The 15,139-nt window shown below is 58.6% G+C and carries 14 protein-coding genes and 1 other annotated feature; of the genes, 7 read left to right on the top strand and 7 right to left on the bottom strand.

The window, feature by feature from the left end; all coding sequences use genetic code 11:
* Position 1: 1 nt before the first annotated feature.
* Positions 2–901, bottom strand: a complete 900-nt coding sequence (gene hisG / locus F3I21_RS07755; protein ID WP_031280070.1) for an ATP phosphoribosyltransferase — start codon at positions 899–901, stop codon at positions 2–4.
* Between the two features lie 54 nt (positions 902–955).
* Positions 956–1,077 (bottom strand) — a sequence feature (His leader region).
* A complete protein-coding gene (gene hisL, locus F3I21_RS07750; RefSeq protein WP_100396937.1) occupies positions 1,053–1,100 on the bottom strand; it encodes a his operon leader peptide in 48 nt (15 codons plus the stop codon). (Overlaps the previous feature by 25 nt.)
* A 180-nt stretch (positions 1,101–1,280) precedes the next feature.
* On the opposite strand from hisL, the gene F3I21_RS07745 reads away from it, so the two are divergent.
* The gene (locus tag F3I21_RS07745) at positions 1,281–2,108 is read left to right on the top strand and encodes an SDR family oxidoreductase (protein ID WP_150058644.1); all 828 of its coding nucleotides are present in this window, start codon (positions 1,281–1,283) and stop codon (positions 2,106–2,108) included.
* A gap of 162 nt (positions 2,109–2,270) precedes the next feature.
* On the opposite strand, the gene F3I21_RS07740 is transcribed toward F3I21_RS07745, so the two are convergent.
* From F3I21_RS07740 to puuD, 3 genes are read right to left on the bottom strand one after another with little or no spacing between them, the layout of a single operon-like run.
* On the bottom strand, positions 2,271–3,551 hold the full coding sequence (locus F3I21_RS07740) for an FAD-binding oxidoreductase (protein ID WP_058771096.1): 1,281 nt from the start codon (positions 3,549–3,551) through the stop codon (positions 2,271–2,273).
* A gap of 21 nt (positions 3,552–3,572) precedes the next feature.
* Positions 3,573–4,130 (bottom strand): HTH-type transcriptional regulator PuuR, encoded by a 558-nt coding sequence (gene puuR / locus F3I21_RS07735; RefSeq protein WP_031280073.1) that lies wholly within the window; start codon positions 4,128–4,130, stop codon positions 3,573–3,575.
* Positions 4,127–4,891 carry a gamma-glutamyl-gamma-aminobutyrate hydrolase gene (puuD, locus tag F3I21_RS07730; RefSeq protein WP_021509363.1) on the bottom strand — a complete coding sequence of 255 codons (765 nt, stop codon included), beginning with the start codon at positions 4,889–4,891 and terminating at the stop codon, positions 4,127–4,129. The genes puuR and puuD overlap by 4 nt, the downstream gene beginning before the upstream one ends.
* Before the next feature lie 211 nt (positions 4,892–5,102).
* Between puuD and F3I21_RS07725 the strand changes: the two genes are divergently transcribed.
* Both F3I21_RS07725 and F3I21_RS07720 read left to right on the top strand, forming a co-directional pair.
* A complete protein-coding gene (locus tag F3I21_RS07725; protein ID WP_150058643.1) occupies positions 5,103–6,518 on the top strand; it encodes a glutamine synthetase family protein in 1,416 nt (471 codons plus the stop codon).
* A 366-nt stretch (positions 6,519–6,884) separates the two neighbouring features.
* A complete protein-coding gene (locus F3I21_RS07720) occupies positions 6,885–8,243 on the top strand; it encodes an APC family permease (protein WP_058757322.1) in 1,359 nt (452 codons plus the stop codon).
* Positions 8,244–8,506: 263 nt separating this feature from the next.
* On the opposite strand, the gene sbcB is transcribed toward F3I21_RS07720, so the two are convergent.
* Entirely contained in the window at positions 8,507–9,928 is a 1,422-nt protein-coding gene (gene sbcB, locus F3I21_RS07715; protein WP_150058642.1) for an exodeoxyribonuclease I, read from the bottom strand.
* Between the two features lie 202 nt (positions 9,929–10,130).
* On the opposite strand from sbcB, the gene dacD reads away from it, so the two are divergent.
* From dacD to tmaR, 3 genes are all read left to right on the top strand, one after another.
* Positions 10,131–11,297, top strand: coding sequence for a serine-type D-Ala-D-Ala carboxypeptidase DacD (dacD, locus tag F3I21_RS07710; protein ID WP_031280074.1), 1,167 nt, complete (start codon positions 10,131–10,133; stop codon positions 11,295–11,297).
* Positions 11,298–11,459: 162 nt separating this feature from the next.
* A complete protein-coding gene (locus tag F3I21_RS07705; RefSeq protein WP_021509368.1) occupies positions 11,460–12,518 on the top strand; it encodes an FUSC family protein in 1,059 nt (352 codons plus the stop codon).
* A 171-nt stretch (positions 12,519–12,689) separates the two neighbouring features.
* Positions 12,690–13,010: a PTS system regulator TmaR gene (gene tmaR / locus F3I21_RS07700; RefSeq protein WP_021509369.1), complete on the top strand. Its 321-nt coding sequence runs from the start codon at positions 12,690–12,692 to the stop codon at positions 13,008–13,010.
* Between the two features lie 43 nt (positions 13,011–13,053).
* Here tmaR and F3I21_RS07695 read toward each other — a convergent pair whose 3' ends face one another.
* Entirely contained in the window at positions 13,054–14,121 is a 1,068-nt protein-coding gene (locus F3I21_RS07695) for a LacI family DNA-binding transcriptional regulator (protein ID WP_150058641.1), read from the bottom strand.
* Between the two features lie 99 nt (positions 14,122–14,220).
* Here F3I21_RS07695 and F3I21_RS07690 point away from each other — a divergent pair, with 99 nt between their 5' ends.
* Positions 14,221–14,991 (top strand): YdcF family protein, encoded by a 771-nt coding sequence (locus F3I21_RS07690; RefSeq protein WP_058757325.1) that lies wholly within the window; start codon positions 14,221–14,223, stop codon positions 14,989–14,991.
* Positions 14,992–15,139: the final 148 nt, after the last annotated feature.

Below are 15,139 nucleotides of genomic sequence, written 5' to 3'. Positions count from 1 at the left end.
GTTACTCCAGCATTTTTTCAATTGGCAGCACGAGGATCGAACTGGCGCCCAGCGCCTTCAGTTTTTCCATGGTTTCCCAGAACAGCGTTTCGCTGCTCACCATGTGCATCGCCACGCGGCTCACTTCACCGGCCAGCGGCAGCACGGTAGGGCGCTCGGCACCCGGCAGCAGGGCGATAACTTCTTCCAGCCGCTCGCTCGGCGCGTGCAGCATGATGTATTTGGATTCACGCGCTTTAATCACGCCCTGGATGCGCGTCATCAGCGTGTCCACCAGCTGCTGTTTCGCCGCTGGCAGTTCGCCATCGCGCTGAATCAGCACCGCTTTAGAGCGGTAGATCACTTCAACTTCACGCAGGCCGTTAGCTTCCAGCGTGGCGCCGGTAGACACCAGGTCGCAAATGGCATCTGCCAGACCGGCGCGTGGAGCCACTTCAACGGAACCGTTCAGCAGGCAGGATTTAAACGCGATGCCTTGTTTATCAAGGTATTTCTTCAGCAGGTGCGGGTAAGAGGTGGCGATACGGGCATTATTCAGGCATTGCGGACCGGTGTACTCGGCATCGACTGGCATTGCCAGTGACAGGCGGCAACCGCCAAAATCGAGGCGGCGCAGCGTAAAGTAGCGCGGGTCTTCGCCCTGTGCACGGCGCGTCAGCAGCTCCTCTTCCAGCACGTTTTCGCCAACGATACCGAGGTCGACTACGCCATCCATCACCAGGCCAGGGATATCGTCATCGCGCACGCGCAGGATGTCGATCGGCATGTTCTCCGCAAACGCAATCAGACGCTGCTGCTGAAGGTTAATTTTAATACCGCAGCGTGCCAGCAGTTCGCGTGATTCATCACTCAAACGGCCAGATTTCTGCATAGCTATGCGTAAACGGGTGTTATCTAACATGGTTCCTGTCCTCTTATTCAATCCTGTCTGAAGCGTCTTGGGTTGCGTTCGCCCATAAAAAAACCCCCGGAAGATGATCTTCCGGGGGCTCTCTTTGCGCTCGCACCACTGGAAGATCCTAAACGTCTTCCAGCACACATCGCCTGAAAGACTAGTCAGGGTGATGGTGATGATGGTGGTTGAACTGAACGCGTGTCATAAAAAATTCCGTTGCTGAATGAGTATTCATTTGCGTGCTGATTAACCTAACGAAGATGGCGGCGCTTGGCAACCCTTTTTTAACGTCAGTTTTCGCAACCTTCGGCAACAGTTTGCGCTGGTCTGGCTGGCGCGCTGGCACTAAGATGGGGTGTCTTAGCGCGGGAGAGCAGGAGTCGATATGAAAAAGGTGGCGATTGTAGGTCTGGGATGGCTGGGAATGCCGCTGGCGATGGCGCTGTCAGCGCGCGGCTGGCAGGTGACCGGCAGCAAAACCTCACCCGACGGCGTCGATGCGGCGCGCCGCTGCGGTATTGATGCGTTTCAGCTGGTGCTGTCGCCGGAGCTGGAGTGTGAAGCAGACGATTTGGCCGCGCTGATGGCGGTGGATGCGCTGGTGGTGACGCTGCCCGCCAGCCGCACCGTGCAGGGCGGCGAAGATTACATGCAGGCGGTGCAGAACGTGGTCGATACCGCGCTGGCGAATAGAGTGCCGCGCATCATCTTTACCAGCTCTACCTCGGTATACGGCAGCGGCGACGGCGTGAGAAAAGAGAGCAGTGCGCTGCAGCCGGAGACGGTGGCAGGCAAAACGCTGGTGGAGCTGGAAAACTGGCTGCATGACCTGCCGGGCACCAGTGTGGATATCGTGCGTCTCGCCGGACTGGTCGGCCCGAATCGTCATCCGGGGCGTTTCCTCGCCGGTAAAACCAACCTGGAAAACGGCGCGCACGCGGTGAATCTGGTGCATCTTGATGATGTGGTCGACGCGATTGTGCTGCTGCTGCAAACGCCAAAAGGCGGGCATGTTTACAACCTGTGCGCTCCGAAACACCCGTCACGCGACAGCTTTTACCCGAGCGTGTCGAAGCAGTTAGGCCTGGTGCCACCGACGTTTGTTGCCGAGCCGGTGCGCGCCAGCGGCAAGGTGATTGACGGTTCGAAGATTTGTCACGAGCTGGGGTTTGAGTACAGCTACGATGACCCGATGCAGATGCCGCTGGAGTAGGGGCGGTGCGGGGTTGCCCTCACCCTAACCCTCTCCCGCCCGCGGGAGAGGGAACCGCCCGAGCGCGCATTCCTGGTACTGCTCCCGGCTTAAATAAAGGCACCATCCTTCTCCCTCTCCCCGTGGGAGAGGGCCGGGGTGAGGGCAGCAAACCGCACCCACCTAAACCCCCAGCCGATCCCTTAACGCATACCAGGCCGCGCCCATCGCCGTCAGTGGCACCTTAAAGCGTCTTCCGCCGGGAAACGGCAGGTGCGGCAGCTTTGCAAACGCATCAAACCGTTCTGCATGGCCGCGCAGCACTTCGGCGATCAGCTTGCCGGAGAGGTGCGTACAGGTCACGCCATGTCCGCTATCGCCCTGCATAAAGAACACATTCTTCTCCAGCTGACCAAACTGCGGCATACGCGACAGCGTGAGCAGGAAGTTACCGCTCCAGCGATGGCTGATCTTCACGTCGCGCAACTGCGGAAAGGTGCGCAGCAGCTTGGGCCGGATCAACGCCTCAATGTCTTCCGGTTCGCGCGCGCCGTACACCACGCCGCCGCCGTACAGCAGACGGTTGTCGGCAGTCAGGCGGAAGTAATCCAGCAGATAGTTACAATCTTCCACGCAGTGGTTATTTGGCATCAGCCCCAGCGCCTGATCGCGGCTCAGTGGCTCGGTGGTGACGATCTGCGAGCCGCACGGCATGCTTTTGCGCCCCAGTCGCGGTTCCAGTTGCGATGGCAGATAGGCGTTGCCGGCAAAAATCACAAAGGTGGCGCTGACTTCACCCTGCGCGGTTTTGACCCGGTTGGGTGCGCCGTAGGTCACTGCCAGCGCCGCCGACTGCTCATAAATACGGCCGCCGTGCCGGCGAATCGCCTCGGCTTCACCTAACGCCAGATTGAGCGGGTGCAGATGGCCGCCACGCCGGTCCAGCAGGCCGCCGACGTAACGGTCGGTGGCCACTTCACGGCGGATACCGCGCTCGTCCAGCAGCTCCAGATCGCTGTTGCCGTAACGTGCCCAGCTGGCCTGCTGGCTGCGCAGATGCCCCATCTGGCGCTGGTTGAGGGCTGCGAAAATGCCGCCGGGACGATAGTCGCAGGCGATGGCGTAACGATCGATACGGTCGCGGATAATCTCCGCCCCTTCGAACATCATGCTGCCCAGCATCTGCGCAGTCTGTTTGCCGTAGCGCTGCTCAATCACATCGACATCGCGGCTGTAGGAATTCACCACCTGGCCGCCGTTGCGGCCGCTGGCGCCAAAGCCGACTCGGGCCGCTTCCAGCACCACCACATCGTAACCGGCTTCGGTAAGAAACAGCGCGGAAGAGAGCCCGGTAAACCCGCCGCCGATGATGCAGACGTCACACTGAATGCTCTCCTGCAGCTGCGGCCACGGCGCGTGCGCGTTGGCGGTCGCGGCGTAATAACTTTGCACGTGGTGCATCATAACCTCCTGTAGCGCGTGAACTCAGAAATTGGCGGGCGTATGCGCGCTGACAATGCGACACGGCTGATCTGACGTATTGGTAAAACTGTGCGGCAAACCGGTATCAATCACGTAGCTTTCGCCGCGGTTAAGGTGATAACTCTGACCGTTCACCACCAGGGTGATTTCCCCCTCCAGCACCGTGCCGGTCTCTTCTCCGGGATGGCGCAGCTTTTCACCGGTGCTGGCCCCCGGCTCGTAGCGCTCCAGCAGCATGGCCAGCGCGCGCTTCGCCGCACCGTTATCAATCAGCTGTAAAGAAACACCGAGGCTGCCGATCTCAACGCAATCATCCGGGCGTACGATGATGCGCGGCGTGGCATTCACTTTCGGCTCCGAGAAAAACTCCGACAGCGACAGTCCATACACTTTGAGTAGCTTTTGTAACGTGCTGACTGCCGGGCTGACTTTATCCTGCTCAATGGTACTGATGGCGCTGTGTGTTAAACCTGACAACTCAGCGACGCGACGCTGAGACAATCCCAACTCCTGACGGATTTGCGATAAGCGTCGTCCGGGCGCCAGAGTGGCATCATTCATGGCTGCTTTTCCTTGTGATAACGTGCTGCGGCGTGGATAAAGGCCTCGAATAAACGGCGCGAGACCGGATCGCGATCGGATTGCCACTCTGGATGCCATTGCACCGCCAGCGCAAACGGATGCTGGCGCAGGCTGACGGCTTCGATCAGGCCATCCGGCGCGCGGGCTTCAATGCGTAACTGCGGACCCGGCTCGCGGATGCCCTGGCCGTGCAGAGAATTGACCGCGAACGCGGCAGCGCTACCCAGCAGCTGGCTCAGCAGGCCGTCAGGTTCGGGCTGCACCAGATGCGCCGGCGCGTACTGCTGCTCCAGCGGCTGGCTGTCATCTTCGCGGTGCTCCTGAAACAGGTGCGTCTGATGCAGCTGGCGATGCAGCGCGCCGCCGTTGGCGACCACCAGCTCCTGCAAACCGCGGCAGATGCCCAGCATTGGCATCTTTTTCCCGCTGGCGTGGGTGATAAGCGCAAAGGACAAGCGGTCACGCGACGGATCGGCATGCGCCTCATGGCCCTCTTCACCGTAATGCCAGGGTTCAATATTGCTTGGGCTGCCGGTGAGCAAAATGCCGTCCAGCAGCGTCATACTGTTTTCTAATAGCTGCGGCGCGTGCATCAGCTGATGCGGTAACGGCAGCGGCACGCCACCGGCCAGCACCACGGCGTCGAGGTATTTGTTATGCACGGTCTGCCCAACGTGGTTGCCGATGGGGTTCTGGCACATCACTACGCCAATCAAAGGCTTGTCAAAAATAATGCCCATTACGTCTCCACGCTGCTGTTCAATATTTTCGCCGGTTTTGCGCGCTAAGTAGAAAAAGTGTGCAATATATTGTCAATCTAGCAACCGTCTGGTTGTTCTTCAAACAGAATTGTTACATTTGCACACCATTTGCGTTAGAGCTATGTTAGAGGTGTGGCTGTTATTTTGAGCATGTGCAAACCATCTTAAACGGTATAGGGCGGGTGGGAAGATGACGAACCTCGTGGAAGTAGAAGACTTCACGCGACACAGTGAAGAAAAACGAACCAGCGCGTTCCAGCTGGAGGTGAAAACCTGGCTGGAACGCCATCCGGAAACGCAGTATGTCGATATTCTGTTAAACGATCTCAACGGGGTATTTCGCGGTAAACGCATTCCCGTCTCCGCGTTAGCTAAGCTGGAAAAAGGGTGTTATTTTCCGGCCTCGGTTTTCGCCATGGACATTCTCGGTAATACCGTCGAGGAAGCCGGCCTCGGACAGGCGCTCGGCGAACCTGATAACCTCTGCATACCGGTCCCCGGGACCTTAATTCCTTCCGCCTCTGACCCGCAACGTATCGCCCAGCTGCTGCTGACCATGTGCGACCAAGATGGCACTCCCTTTGACGTTGAACCCCGAAACGTGCTGAACCGGCTGTGGCAACAGCTGCGCAATCGCGGTCTGTTTCCGGTGGTAGCGGTAGAGCTGGAGTTCTATCTGGTGGACAAAAAGCGCGATGCCGAAGGCTATATTCAGCCGCCGTGCGCGCCAGGCAGCGAAGAGCGCAACATGCAGAGTCAGGTATATTCGCTGGATAATCTCGACCATTTCGCCGACGTACTGCGCGACATCGACGCGCTGGCGAAACTGCAGAATATCCCCGCCGACGGCGCGCTGGCGGAAGCCTCGCCGGGCCAGTTTGAAATCAACCTGCACCATACGCGCGATATCCTCAAAGCCTGCGACGACGCCATTCTGCTGAAGCGACTGGTGCGTCAGGTGGCAGAAAACCACGGCATGACCGCCACGTTTATGGCCAAGCCGTATGAGGAGTATGCGGGCAGCGGCATGCACGTACACATCAGTATGCTGGATGCCGCCGACCACAATGCCTTTGCGATGGATGATGGCAGCGATTCGCCGCTGCTGAAGCGGGCGCTGGCTGGCATGATCGATCTGATGCCGGCATCAATGGCGTTGCTGGCCCCTAACGTCAACGCGTTTCGCCGCTTCCTGCCGGAGGCGTTTGTGCCGCTGCAGGCGTCATGGGGACACAATAACCGCACGGTGGCGCTGCGCATTCCCTGCGGCGAGGTAGAAAACCATCGCGTCGAGTACCGTGTGGCGGGTGCCGATGCCAATCCGTATCTGGTGGTGTCAGCAATTATTGCCGGTATCTTGCACGGTCTGGATAATCAGCTACCCTTACCGCATCCGGTGAAGGGCAATGGCCACGAGGCGGAAGGGCTGGAACTGCCGATTCGCCAGAGCGATGCGCTGTACGAGTTTGAAAACAGCTATCCGCTGCAAAAGCTGCTTGGTGAGCGTTTCAGCGGCGTGTGGCACAGCTGCAAACAGTATGAACTGCGCGAGTTTGAACGGCTGATCACCGCCACGGAAATTGACTGGATGTTAAAGAACGCCTGACCGACAGAAGAATTGATCCAACATCTTGTGTCGATGGCCTAAGTTGGGGCAAAATACGCGCCCTGCAAAAGACAAAACATAACCGACGCTTATTACGTCGGTTATTTTTTTGCATGGTGCTTTCACTACATGAACGAGGCCGGACACGCATCCGGATAGATAGACACTGAAACACGCTTGTGCGTGAGATTTGAGGAACAAAGATGGGACTGTTTACAATTGCACCAGCGCAGGCTGGTTCTCGCTTCCGTGATGATTATGGCGCGGCGACAATCGCAAACACTAATATCACTTCTCACTGCAGCACATTGCGCAGTATCCCTGTGGTACAACTGAACTCAGTTGTTGCTGTAGGGGGCCTGAACAATGTCGCTTAATACCTCTGCCGCACCACAGCGTGCACATCTGAAAAAATCTCTGACTCTGATCCCGGTCGTCATGATGGGCCTGGCGTATATGCAGCCAATGACCCTGTTTGATACCTTCGGCATCGTGTCAGGCCTCACCGACGGTCACGTCGCCACCGCTTATGCTTTCGCGCTGATCGCGATACTGTTTACTGCCGTGAGCTACGGCAAGCTGGTACGCCGCTTCCCATCTGCGGGCTCCGCTTACACCTATGCTCAGAAGGCTATCAGTCCGCACGTCGGCTTTATGGTGGGCTGGTCATCACTGCTGGACTATCTGTTCATGCCGATGATCAACATCCTGCTGGCGAAAAGCTACTTTGAGTCGCTGGTGCCGGGCATTCCGTCGTGGATTTTCGTGGTGCTGCTGGTGGCGTTTATGACCATCTCCAACCTGCGTGGGATCAAAACCGTGGCCAACTTCAACAGCGTCATTGTGGTGCTGCAGGTAGTGGTGATGGCAGTGATCACCGGTATGGTGGTGTATGGTGTGGCACACGGTATTGGCGCCGGTACGCTGACCAGTACGAAGCCGTTCTGGTCTGAAAATGCGCAGGTGGTGCCGATGATTACCGGTGCGACCATTCTGTGCTTCTCGTTCCTTGGCTTTGACGGTATCAGCTCGCTGTCGGAAGAGACCAAAGATGCCGAGCGCACCATTCCACGCGCGATTTTCCTGACCGCGCTGATTGGTGGGGTGATCTTTATTGGCGTCTCGTACTTCCTGCAGCTGTACTTCCCGGATATCTCGCGTTTCCAGAATCCGGACTCTTCACAGCCGGAAATCATGCTGTTCGTGGCGGGTAAAGCGCTGCAGATCGGCATTCTGATTTTCTCGGTGGTGACGGTGCTGGCCAGCGGCATGGCGGCACACGCCGGCGTTTCGCGTCTGATGTACGTGATGGGCCGTGACGGTGTGTTCCCGCAGCGTTTCTTTGGCTTCGTGCATCCGAAATTCCGCACGCCGTCGCTGAACGTGCTGCTGGTTGGTGCGGTAGCGCTGCTGGCGATCAACTTCGACCTGGTCACCGCAACGGCGCTGATTAACTTTGGTGCGCTGGTGGCGTTCACCTTTGTGAACCTGTCGGTGATTGCCCAGTTCTGGATTCGTGAGAAGCGTAACAAGACGCTGAAAGACCACCTCAACTATCTGGTGCTGCCCATTATGGGTGCGCTGACGGTGGGTGCGCTGTGGATCAACCTGGAAGAGACCTCGATGGTGCTCGGCCTGGTGTGGGCGGCGATTGGTATTGTTTACCTGGCGTTTGTGACCCGCACGTTCCGCAATCCGGTACCGCAGTTTAGCGAAGAGGTGTAAGGCTTTTCCCTCACCCTAACCCTCTCCCGCCCGCGGGAGAGGGAACCGCCCGAGCATGTGTCAGGTATCAGCTCTGTAGCTGCACCAGAACGCACCATACCTTTCCGCGCAGGAGAGCACCGGGGTGAGGGCACCAAAACGCACTATACTTCCCCCTCTCCCCGTGGGAGAGGGCCGGGGTGAGGGCACCAAAACGCACTATACTTCTCCCTCTCCCCGTGGGAGAGGGCCGGGGTGAGGGCATCAGCCCGCACGAAACCCTGCTACGACACCAGCTCCTGCGCATACAAATACAGCGCTTTCAGCTGCGCCATCTTCTCTGCATCGCCCTCATGCAAACTGGCCAGCGACTCCAGCTCCAGCAAAAACGCCTGTACCCGCTCAGCATTAAGCTGCTCGCGGCGGTGCTGCAGCCAGCGCTGCTGCTCTTTATCATCCAGCGTGCCGGGGAAGTTGCGGGCGCGATAGCGGAACAGCAGCTTCGCGATACGCTTATCCTCAAAGGTCAAATCCAGCGCAGGCAGGTTCTGCGGCGGCGTCTGGCGCAGGATGTTCATGCCGGCGCGATCGGCGTCGCTGAAGAAGCCGTCATACAGCTGCGCATCGACATCCTCCGATGGCGTGAACGGCTCCGCTTCAGCAAACAGCGTCACCACATTTTCCCGCACCTCGGCATGCTGGCGCAGCAGGGCCAGATTCGCCAGACAGTGCTGACGATCGATACCCAGTCGTTCGGCATCTTCCGGGCGCAAGGTATTGGCCGGGGCCAGCACCGGGCACTTATTGATGTGCACCAGCTTGATCGGCACCGCCGGCAAATCGCCCAGATCGCTGTGTCGCGTATACAGCCGCTCGCGCAACTCATCCGGCGACAGCGTCAGCAGCGGCGTCATGTCGCCGGCCAGATCGGCCACGATCAGCGCGTTTTTGTTATCCGGATGCCACGCCAGCGGCACAATCCAGCTGGTATTACCGCGCGCCGCGCCGAACATGCCGGAAACGTGCGCCAGCGGCTTCATCTGCGGAATATCAATCAGCGTCATCAGTTTCTGCTTGTTGCGATGGGTAAACAGAAACTCAAACAGCTTCGGCTGCTTCTCCTGTACCAGCTTTGCCATCGCCAGCGTGGCGTACACATCGGACATCGCATCGTGCGCCTGTTCGTGTGCCACGCCGTTAGCCTGGGTGAGATGCTCCAGCTTAAAGCTCGGAAAACCGTCGTCGTTCTCCGGCCAGACGATGCCTTCCGGGCGCAGCGCATAACAGGCGCGCATCACGTCGAGCAGATCCCAGCGCGAATTGCCGTTCTGCCAGCTCCAGCCATACGGGTCGATAAAGTTGCGGTAGAAGATATTGCGCGTCACTTCGTCATCGAAGCGCACGTTGTTGTAACCGATCACACAGGTCTGCGGTTCGCTGAACAGCGCGTGAATGCGCTGAGCAAACTCCACTTCCGGCACGCCGCGCGCGTTGGCCACCTGCGGCGTGATACCGGTGATCATTACCGCTTCCGGCTGCGGCAGGTAATCGTCCGCGAGCTGGCAGTAAAACACCTGCGGTTCGCCTACGGCGTTAAAGGCTTTGTCGGTGCGCAGGCCTGCAAATTGCGCCGGACGATCCAGCGACGGGCTTTTGCCGAAGGTTTCATAATCGTGGAACAGAAAAGTGAACTCAGAGGCGGGCACGGCGTTATCCTGGCTATGGAAAATCAACGCACAGAATAGTCGTCAGCCCGGTACAGCACAACCTCGATCGCCATCGCTGCGAGCGGGCGCGCAGCATTTGTCCGCAGTTCATACTTTTTTTCAATTTATTCAGATATCAAAGCGCTATTTGCCGTAAAACGTGCGGCGGTAAATTCATTTATTTGATGTTGAGGAAGAAGTGTTGAAAAGGCGTCTGTTGGTAACTGTATCTGGAATGATTGTTTGGGCATCGCTGGCGCACGCGGATGACAGCATGCCGTTTCCCCTGACGCCGCCGGCCATTGATGCCGCGTCCTGGGTGCTGATGGACGCCACCACCGGGCAGATCCTCACCGCAGGCAACCCGGATGCGGAGCGCAACCCGGCCAGCCTGACCAAACTGATGACCGGTTATGTCGTCGACCGCGCGGTCGATCAGAAGAAAATCACCCGCGACGATGTGGTCACGGTGGGTAAAGACGCGTGGGCCGCCGGCAATCCGGTGTTTAAAGGCTCGTCGTTGATGTTTCTTAAGCCGGGCGATAAAGTCACCGTGCGCGACCTGATGCGCGGCGTGATCATTGATTCTGGCAACGACGCCTGCGTGGCGCTGGCCGACTATGTGGCCGGCAGTCAGGAGAGCTTCGTCAACATGATGAACAGCTACGTGCAAAAGCTCGGCCTGACGCACACCCACTTCGAAACCGTGCACGGTCTTGATGCGCCGGGGCAGCACACCACCGCGCGCGATCTGGCGGTGCTGTCGCGCGCCATCATCAACGGTGAGCAGGATTTCTACGCCATGTATAGCGAGAAAACCCTCAGCTTCAACGGCATTACCCAGAACAACCGTAACGGCCTGCTGTGGGACCAGAATCTGCACGTTGACGGCATGAAAACCGGCCACACCGAGAGCGCCGGGTTTAACATCGTCGCCTCGAACATCGTCGGTCGCCATCGTCTGATTGCGGTGATCATGGGCGGGAAAAGTTCAAAGGGACGTGAAGAGCAGGCGCGTAAACTGCTGGTGTGGGGACAGAACAACTTCGACACCGTGCAGCTGTTCCACGCCGGGAAAAAGATCGGCAGCGAAAACGTCTGGTACGGCAACCCGCACAAAGTGGACGTCGGTACCACCGAAGATATCTATCTGTCACTGCCGCGCAGCGAAGTGTCGAACGTGATGGCGAAGTATGTGATCAATCGTAAAGACCTCGAAGCGCCACTCAAAGCCGGCGAGCAGGTGGGCGAAATTCAGGTGCTGGATAAAGACAAGCAGCTGGCCAGCTATCCGCTGTACGCGCTGCAGTCGGTCGATGAAGCAGGCATCATCACGCGCATCAGCGATTACGTGAAACAGAAACTGTAAGCCGTCGGGCAATAAGCAACCGCTGCGTTACATCCTTGTGTGCACTGAGAAAACAAGATGTAGCGCAGTTGTATTATTGCGCAAAAAGTTGCGCCAGCCCCTCAATGTTCGTGCTGTGCCAGGGTAACATAGCGCGCAAATTTTTATCGCATCCGGACCACCATGTTACGCGCTGACAAGCCCATCTCTCCGATTGAGTTCTGGTTTTACCGCCACTACCGCGCCGTGCACGGCGTACGCATCGCTATCGCCTTTGTGCTGTGCTTTCTGTTTGTCCGTCTGACCGATATTCCGGAAGGCACCTGGCCGCTGATTACGCTGGTGGTGGTGATGGGACCGATCTCCACCTGGGGCAATGTTTTGCCGCGCGTGGTGCAGCGTATCAGCGGTACCTTTGCCGGGCTGATATCAGGGCTGATCGCGCTGAAGCTGGAGCTGCTGTCACTGCCGCTGATGCTGGTGTGGTGCTTTATCGTGATGATCGTCTGCGGCTATCTGACGCTGGGCAAACACCCGTATATGGCACTGCTGATCGGCATCACGCTCGGCGTGGTGGTCGGCGCGCCGGCCGGCGATTTCACCGTGGCGCTGTGGCGCGGCGGCGATGTGATTCTCGGCTCACTGATGGCCTTGCTGTTCAGTGCCATCTGGGCGCAGCGCGCCTATACTCACTGGCGCATTCAGCTGTCGGACGCCTTTATCAACATGGCGAAGATTCATCACGCTGGCTTTTCTGCCAATCTGGTGGAGAAGCCGCGCCTCAATCCGCGCTTCCAGAAGCTGCTCACCAGCGTGATCAAAATGCGCGCGCTGCTGGAGCCGGCGAGCAAAGAGACGCGCATCCCTAAATCGGTGTTTGAAGCCATTCAGACCATTAACCGTAATATGGTTAACACCATGCAGATGCAGATTGAAGCCTGGTGGGCATCGCGCGAAAGCCATCTGATTTTACTTAACGCGCCGACGCTACGCCGCACGCAGCAGATGACCGAGAACACCCTGAACGCGCTGGCGGCGCTGATGGTGAAAGGCGAGACCGAACAGGTGATTGCCAACAGCCACGAGCTGGAAGCCATTACCCAGGAGCTGGAAGCGCTGATCGCCAACGGCAGCGCGCGGCTGGAGACCACCGCGATTTACGGTTACGTCTGGCTGAGTCTGGAGCAGGCGCGTCAGCTGGAGCGCATGACAGACCTGGTGCGTCTGGCGCTGCGCAAATAGTTTTCTCAGGCAATGACTTAGTGCGAATTGCCCTTTCTTTGCGCTAAGATAAGTGCCAGTCCGAATTTAGCGGTGAAAATTGCGAACCCGGCTTATAAGCCGCTAAGCTAAATGTCTTCCCGGTTTATGACTATTTTGCCTGCCGCGGCAGGCCACAAGAAAGGTGCCAACATGGAAAATGCCAAGCAATCATTTCAGGACGTACTGGAGTTTGTGCGTATGTTTCGTCGTAAAAACAAACTGCAGCGCGAAATTACGGACAACGAAAAGAAAATCCGTGATAACCAGAAACGTGTGTTGCTGCTGGACAACCTGAGCGAGTACATCAAACCTGGTATGAGCGTGGAAGCGATTCAGGAAATCATCGCCAGCATGCGCGTGGATTATGAAGATCGCGTAGACGAGTACATCATCAAAAACGCCGATCTGTCGAAAGAGCGTCGCGAGCTGTCGAAAAAGCTCAAAGCGATGGGCGAACCAAAAGGGCAGTAAGCTTCACGGGCTCGATAGCCGCGTTTTGTTCCAGGGTCGCCCTTTACGGCGACCTTTTTAATGCCCGCGCCAGCTGCTGTAACTGCTGCGCAATCTCCGCCACATCCACCTGCTGCTGCAACGGCGGCGCCGTGGTGGCGCGCAGGACCAGTTCGGTCTCCAGCGGCTGACTGTCCGGCATCTCTCCCTCCAGCTGCGCCAGCAGACGATCGACGCTCACCGTGCCTAACTGCTGTAAATCCTGGCGCACTGTGGTCAGCGGTGGCTGATACCACGCGCTCTCAGCCGTATCGTCGTAACCGATGATCGACATCTCCGCCGGAATTCGTACGCCATGCTGATGCAGCGCGCGCATCGCGCCCAGCGCCATTTGATCGTTAGCCACCAGCAGCGCCTGCGGCAGCTGGTCGGGCAGCAGTGTCAGTAGCGCCTGATAGCCGGACGCCGCGCTCCAGTCGCCGCTCAGTACGCAGTCCGGCACCAGCTGATGACGCGCCAGCGCCTGTTGCCAGGCGCTAAATCGCGCCCGGGCTGACGCGGAGCTGGCAGGCCCGTTCAGCACGCCAATCTGCCGGTGGCCGAGCGCCACCAGATGATCCACCGCCTGCTGCGCACCGCTGGTGCTCTGATACTGACACTGCGCCACGGCCGCGCTGCGCTCCACATCCATAAACAGCGTCGGTTTGCTGCCGCACTGCTGCTGAATCTGCGCCGCCTGCGCGGCATCCAGCGGCAGGTTGATCAGCAGAGCATCGACGCGCTGCGCCAGCAGTTCATGCACCGTGTCCTGCGCGTGGCTGGTGGCATTGGCCATGGCGATCACCAGATGATAGCCCTGCGCCGCCGCGCGCTGCTGAATCGCAGAAGCAATCTGCGCTGGCGCCATTAGCGCCAGATCGCTGGTCGCCAGACCGAGCGTGCGCGTGGCCTTACCGGCCAGCTGCTGCGCGACCCGGTTTGGCACGTAGCTGAGCTGCTGCATCGCGGCTTCCACCCGCGCGCGGGTGCGGGGTGACACCTGCGCCGAATGGTTCAGCACCCGGGAAACCGTTTGATAGGAGACGCCAGCCAGCCGGGCGACATCGTCAAGCGTTACGGAACGCGCTGTCATTGATCCCTCCTGATGAGAATGCGGCGAGTGTAGCAAATTTTTCCCTGCCGTCGCGGTATTAAGGCGTTACACTGCCAGTGATAACGCAAGGAGAAAGTGATGCAGCTCAATGACCATCAAATTCAGGATATCAACACCATTGCCGCCTGGCTGGCACTCGATCAGCTGCCAAAGGACGGTACGCTGGAGGTCGATTTAGCCATACTTGCCGGACATGCGGTGCTGCCAAACGTCGAAGCGGTGATTGCGCTGGCGAAGAAATATCAGCTGCCGTTGCTGATCAGCGGCGGCATCGGTCACTCAACCGCGCTGCTGGCCGCGATGATTGCCAGCCATCCGCTCTATCGCCAGATCGACACCGCCGGCAAGGGCGAAGCACAGCTGCTGGGCGAGATGGCGCGTGTGTTCGCTGAGCTGCCTGACGATCAGCTGCTGCTGGAAACCGCCTCGCGCAACTGTGGCGAAAACGCCGCCTTAAGCCAGCGCCTGCTGGATGAGCAGCAGTGGCAGCCGCAGCGCGTGCTGCTGGTGCAGGATCCGTTGATGCAGCGCCGCAGCTGGGAAACCTTCCGCTGGCAGTGGCGCGATCGTGAGCATGCGCCGGAATTCATCAGCTGGCCGGTGTTTGTGCCGCAGGTGATGATGGATGCGGGCATGCTGCGCATCGTTGGCGCGCCGCCGCAGGGGTTGTGGTCAGTGGAGCGTTTTCTGTCGCTGCTGATGGGCGAGGTGCAGCGCCTGCGTGACGACGCCAGCGGCTACGGCCCGAACGGCAAGGGGTTCTTCGGTCACGTTGATGTACCCGACGCGGTCGAAGCAGCCTGGCAGCGCCTGATGCAGCTGCCCGGCGTGCAGTCGCGGTTGGGTTAAGCCGTCACCAAAAGCATATGTGATTGAGTAAAATAATATTTTGCACTATCCGTAGCGGCGCAATTTATTGCGCAACCGGCCGCGGTGCGGAAATGCACATTGCGCGATAAATCGCGCCGCTACGGTTTGTGCGACTGGCTGGTGCCGC

Source organism: Pantoea sp. B_9, from assembly GCF_008632015.1.
GTDB classification, from domain to species: Bacteria; Pseudomonadota; Gammaproteobacteria; order Enterobacterales; family Enterobacteriaceae; genus Pantoea; species Pantoea dispersa.
Note: the sequence above shows the minus strand (reverse complement) of the source record. Positions and strands in the feature narration are given on the sequence as shown.

Coding starts and splice junctions, on each gene's coding strand:
- F3I21_RS07720 (WP_058757322.1), top strand. CDS start 6,885: ATGTCGCTTAATACCTCTGCCGCACCACAGCGTGCACATCTGAAAAAA.
- hisG (WP_031280070.1), bottom strand. CDS start 901: ATGTTAGATAACACCCGTTTACGCATAGCTATGCAGAAATCTGGCCGT.
- tmaR (WP_021509369.1), top strand. CDS start 12,690: ATGGAAAATGCCAAGCAATCATTTCAGGACGTACTGGAGTTTGTGCGT.
- F3I21_RS07695 (WP_150058641.1), bottom strand. CDS start 14,121: ATGACAGCGCGTTCCGTAACGCTTGACGATGTCGCCCGGCTGGCTGGC.
- F3I21_RS07690 (WP_058757325.1), top strand. CDS start 14,221: ATGCAGCTCAATGACCATCAAATTCAGGATATCAACACCATTGCCGCC.
- F3I21_RS07745 (WP_150058644.1), top strand. CDS start 1,281: ATGAAAAAGGTGGCGATTGTAGGTCTGGGATGGCTGGGAATGCCGCTG.
- F3I21_RS07740 (WP_058771096.1), bottom strand. CDS start 3,551: ATGATGCACCACGTGCAAAGTTATTACGCCGCGACCGCCAACGCGCAC.
- F3I21_RS07705 (WP_021509368.1), top strand. CDS start 11,460: ATGTTACGCGCTGACAAGCCCATCTCTCCGATTGAGTTCTGGTTTTAC.
- puuD (WP_021509363.1), bottom strand. CDS start 4,891: ATGGGCATTATTTTTGACAAGCCTTTGATTGGCGTAGTGATGTGCCAG.
- F3I21_RS07725 (WP_150058643.1), top strand. CDS start 5,103: ATGACGAACCTCGTGGAAGTAGAAGACTTCACGCGACACAGTGAAGAA.
- puuR (WP_031280073.1), bottom strand. CDS start 4,130: ATGAATGATGCCACTCTGGCGCCCGGACGACGCTTATCGCAAATCCGT.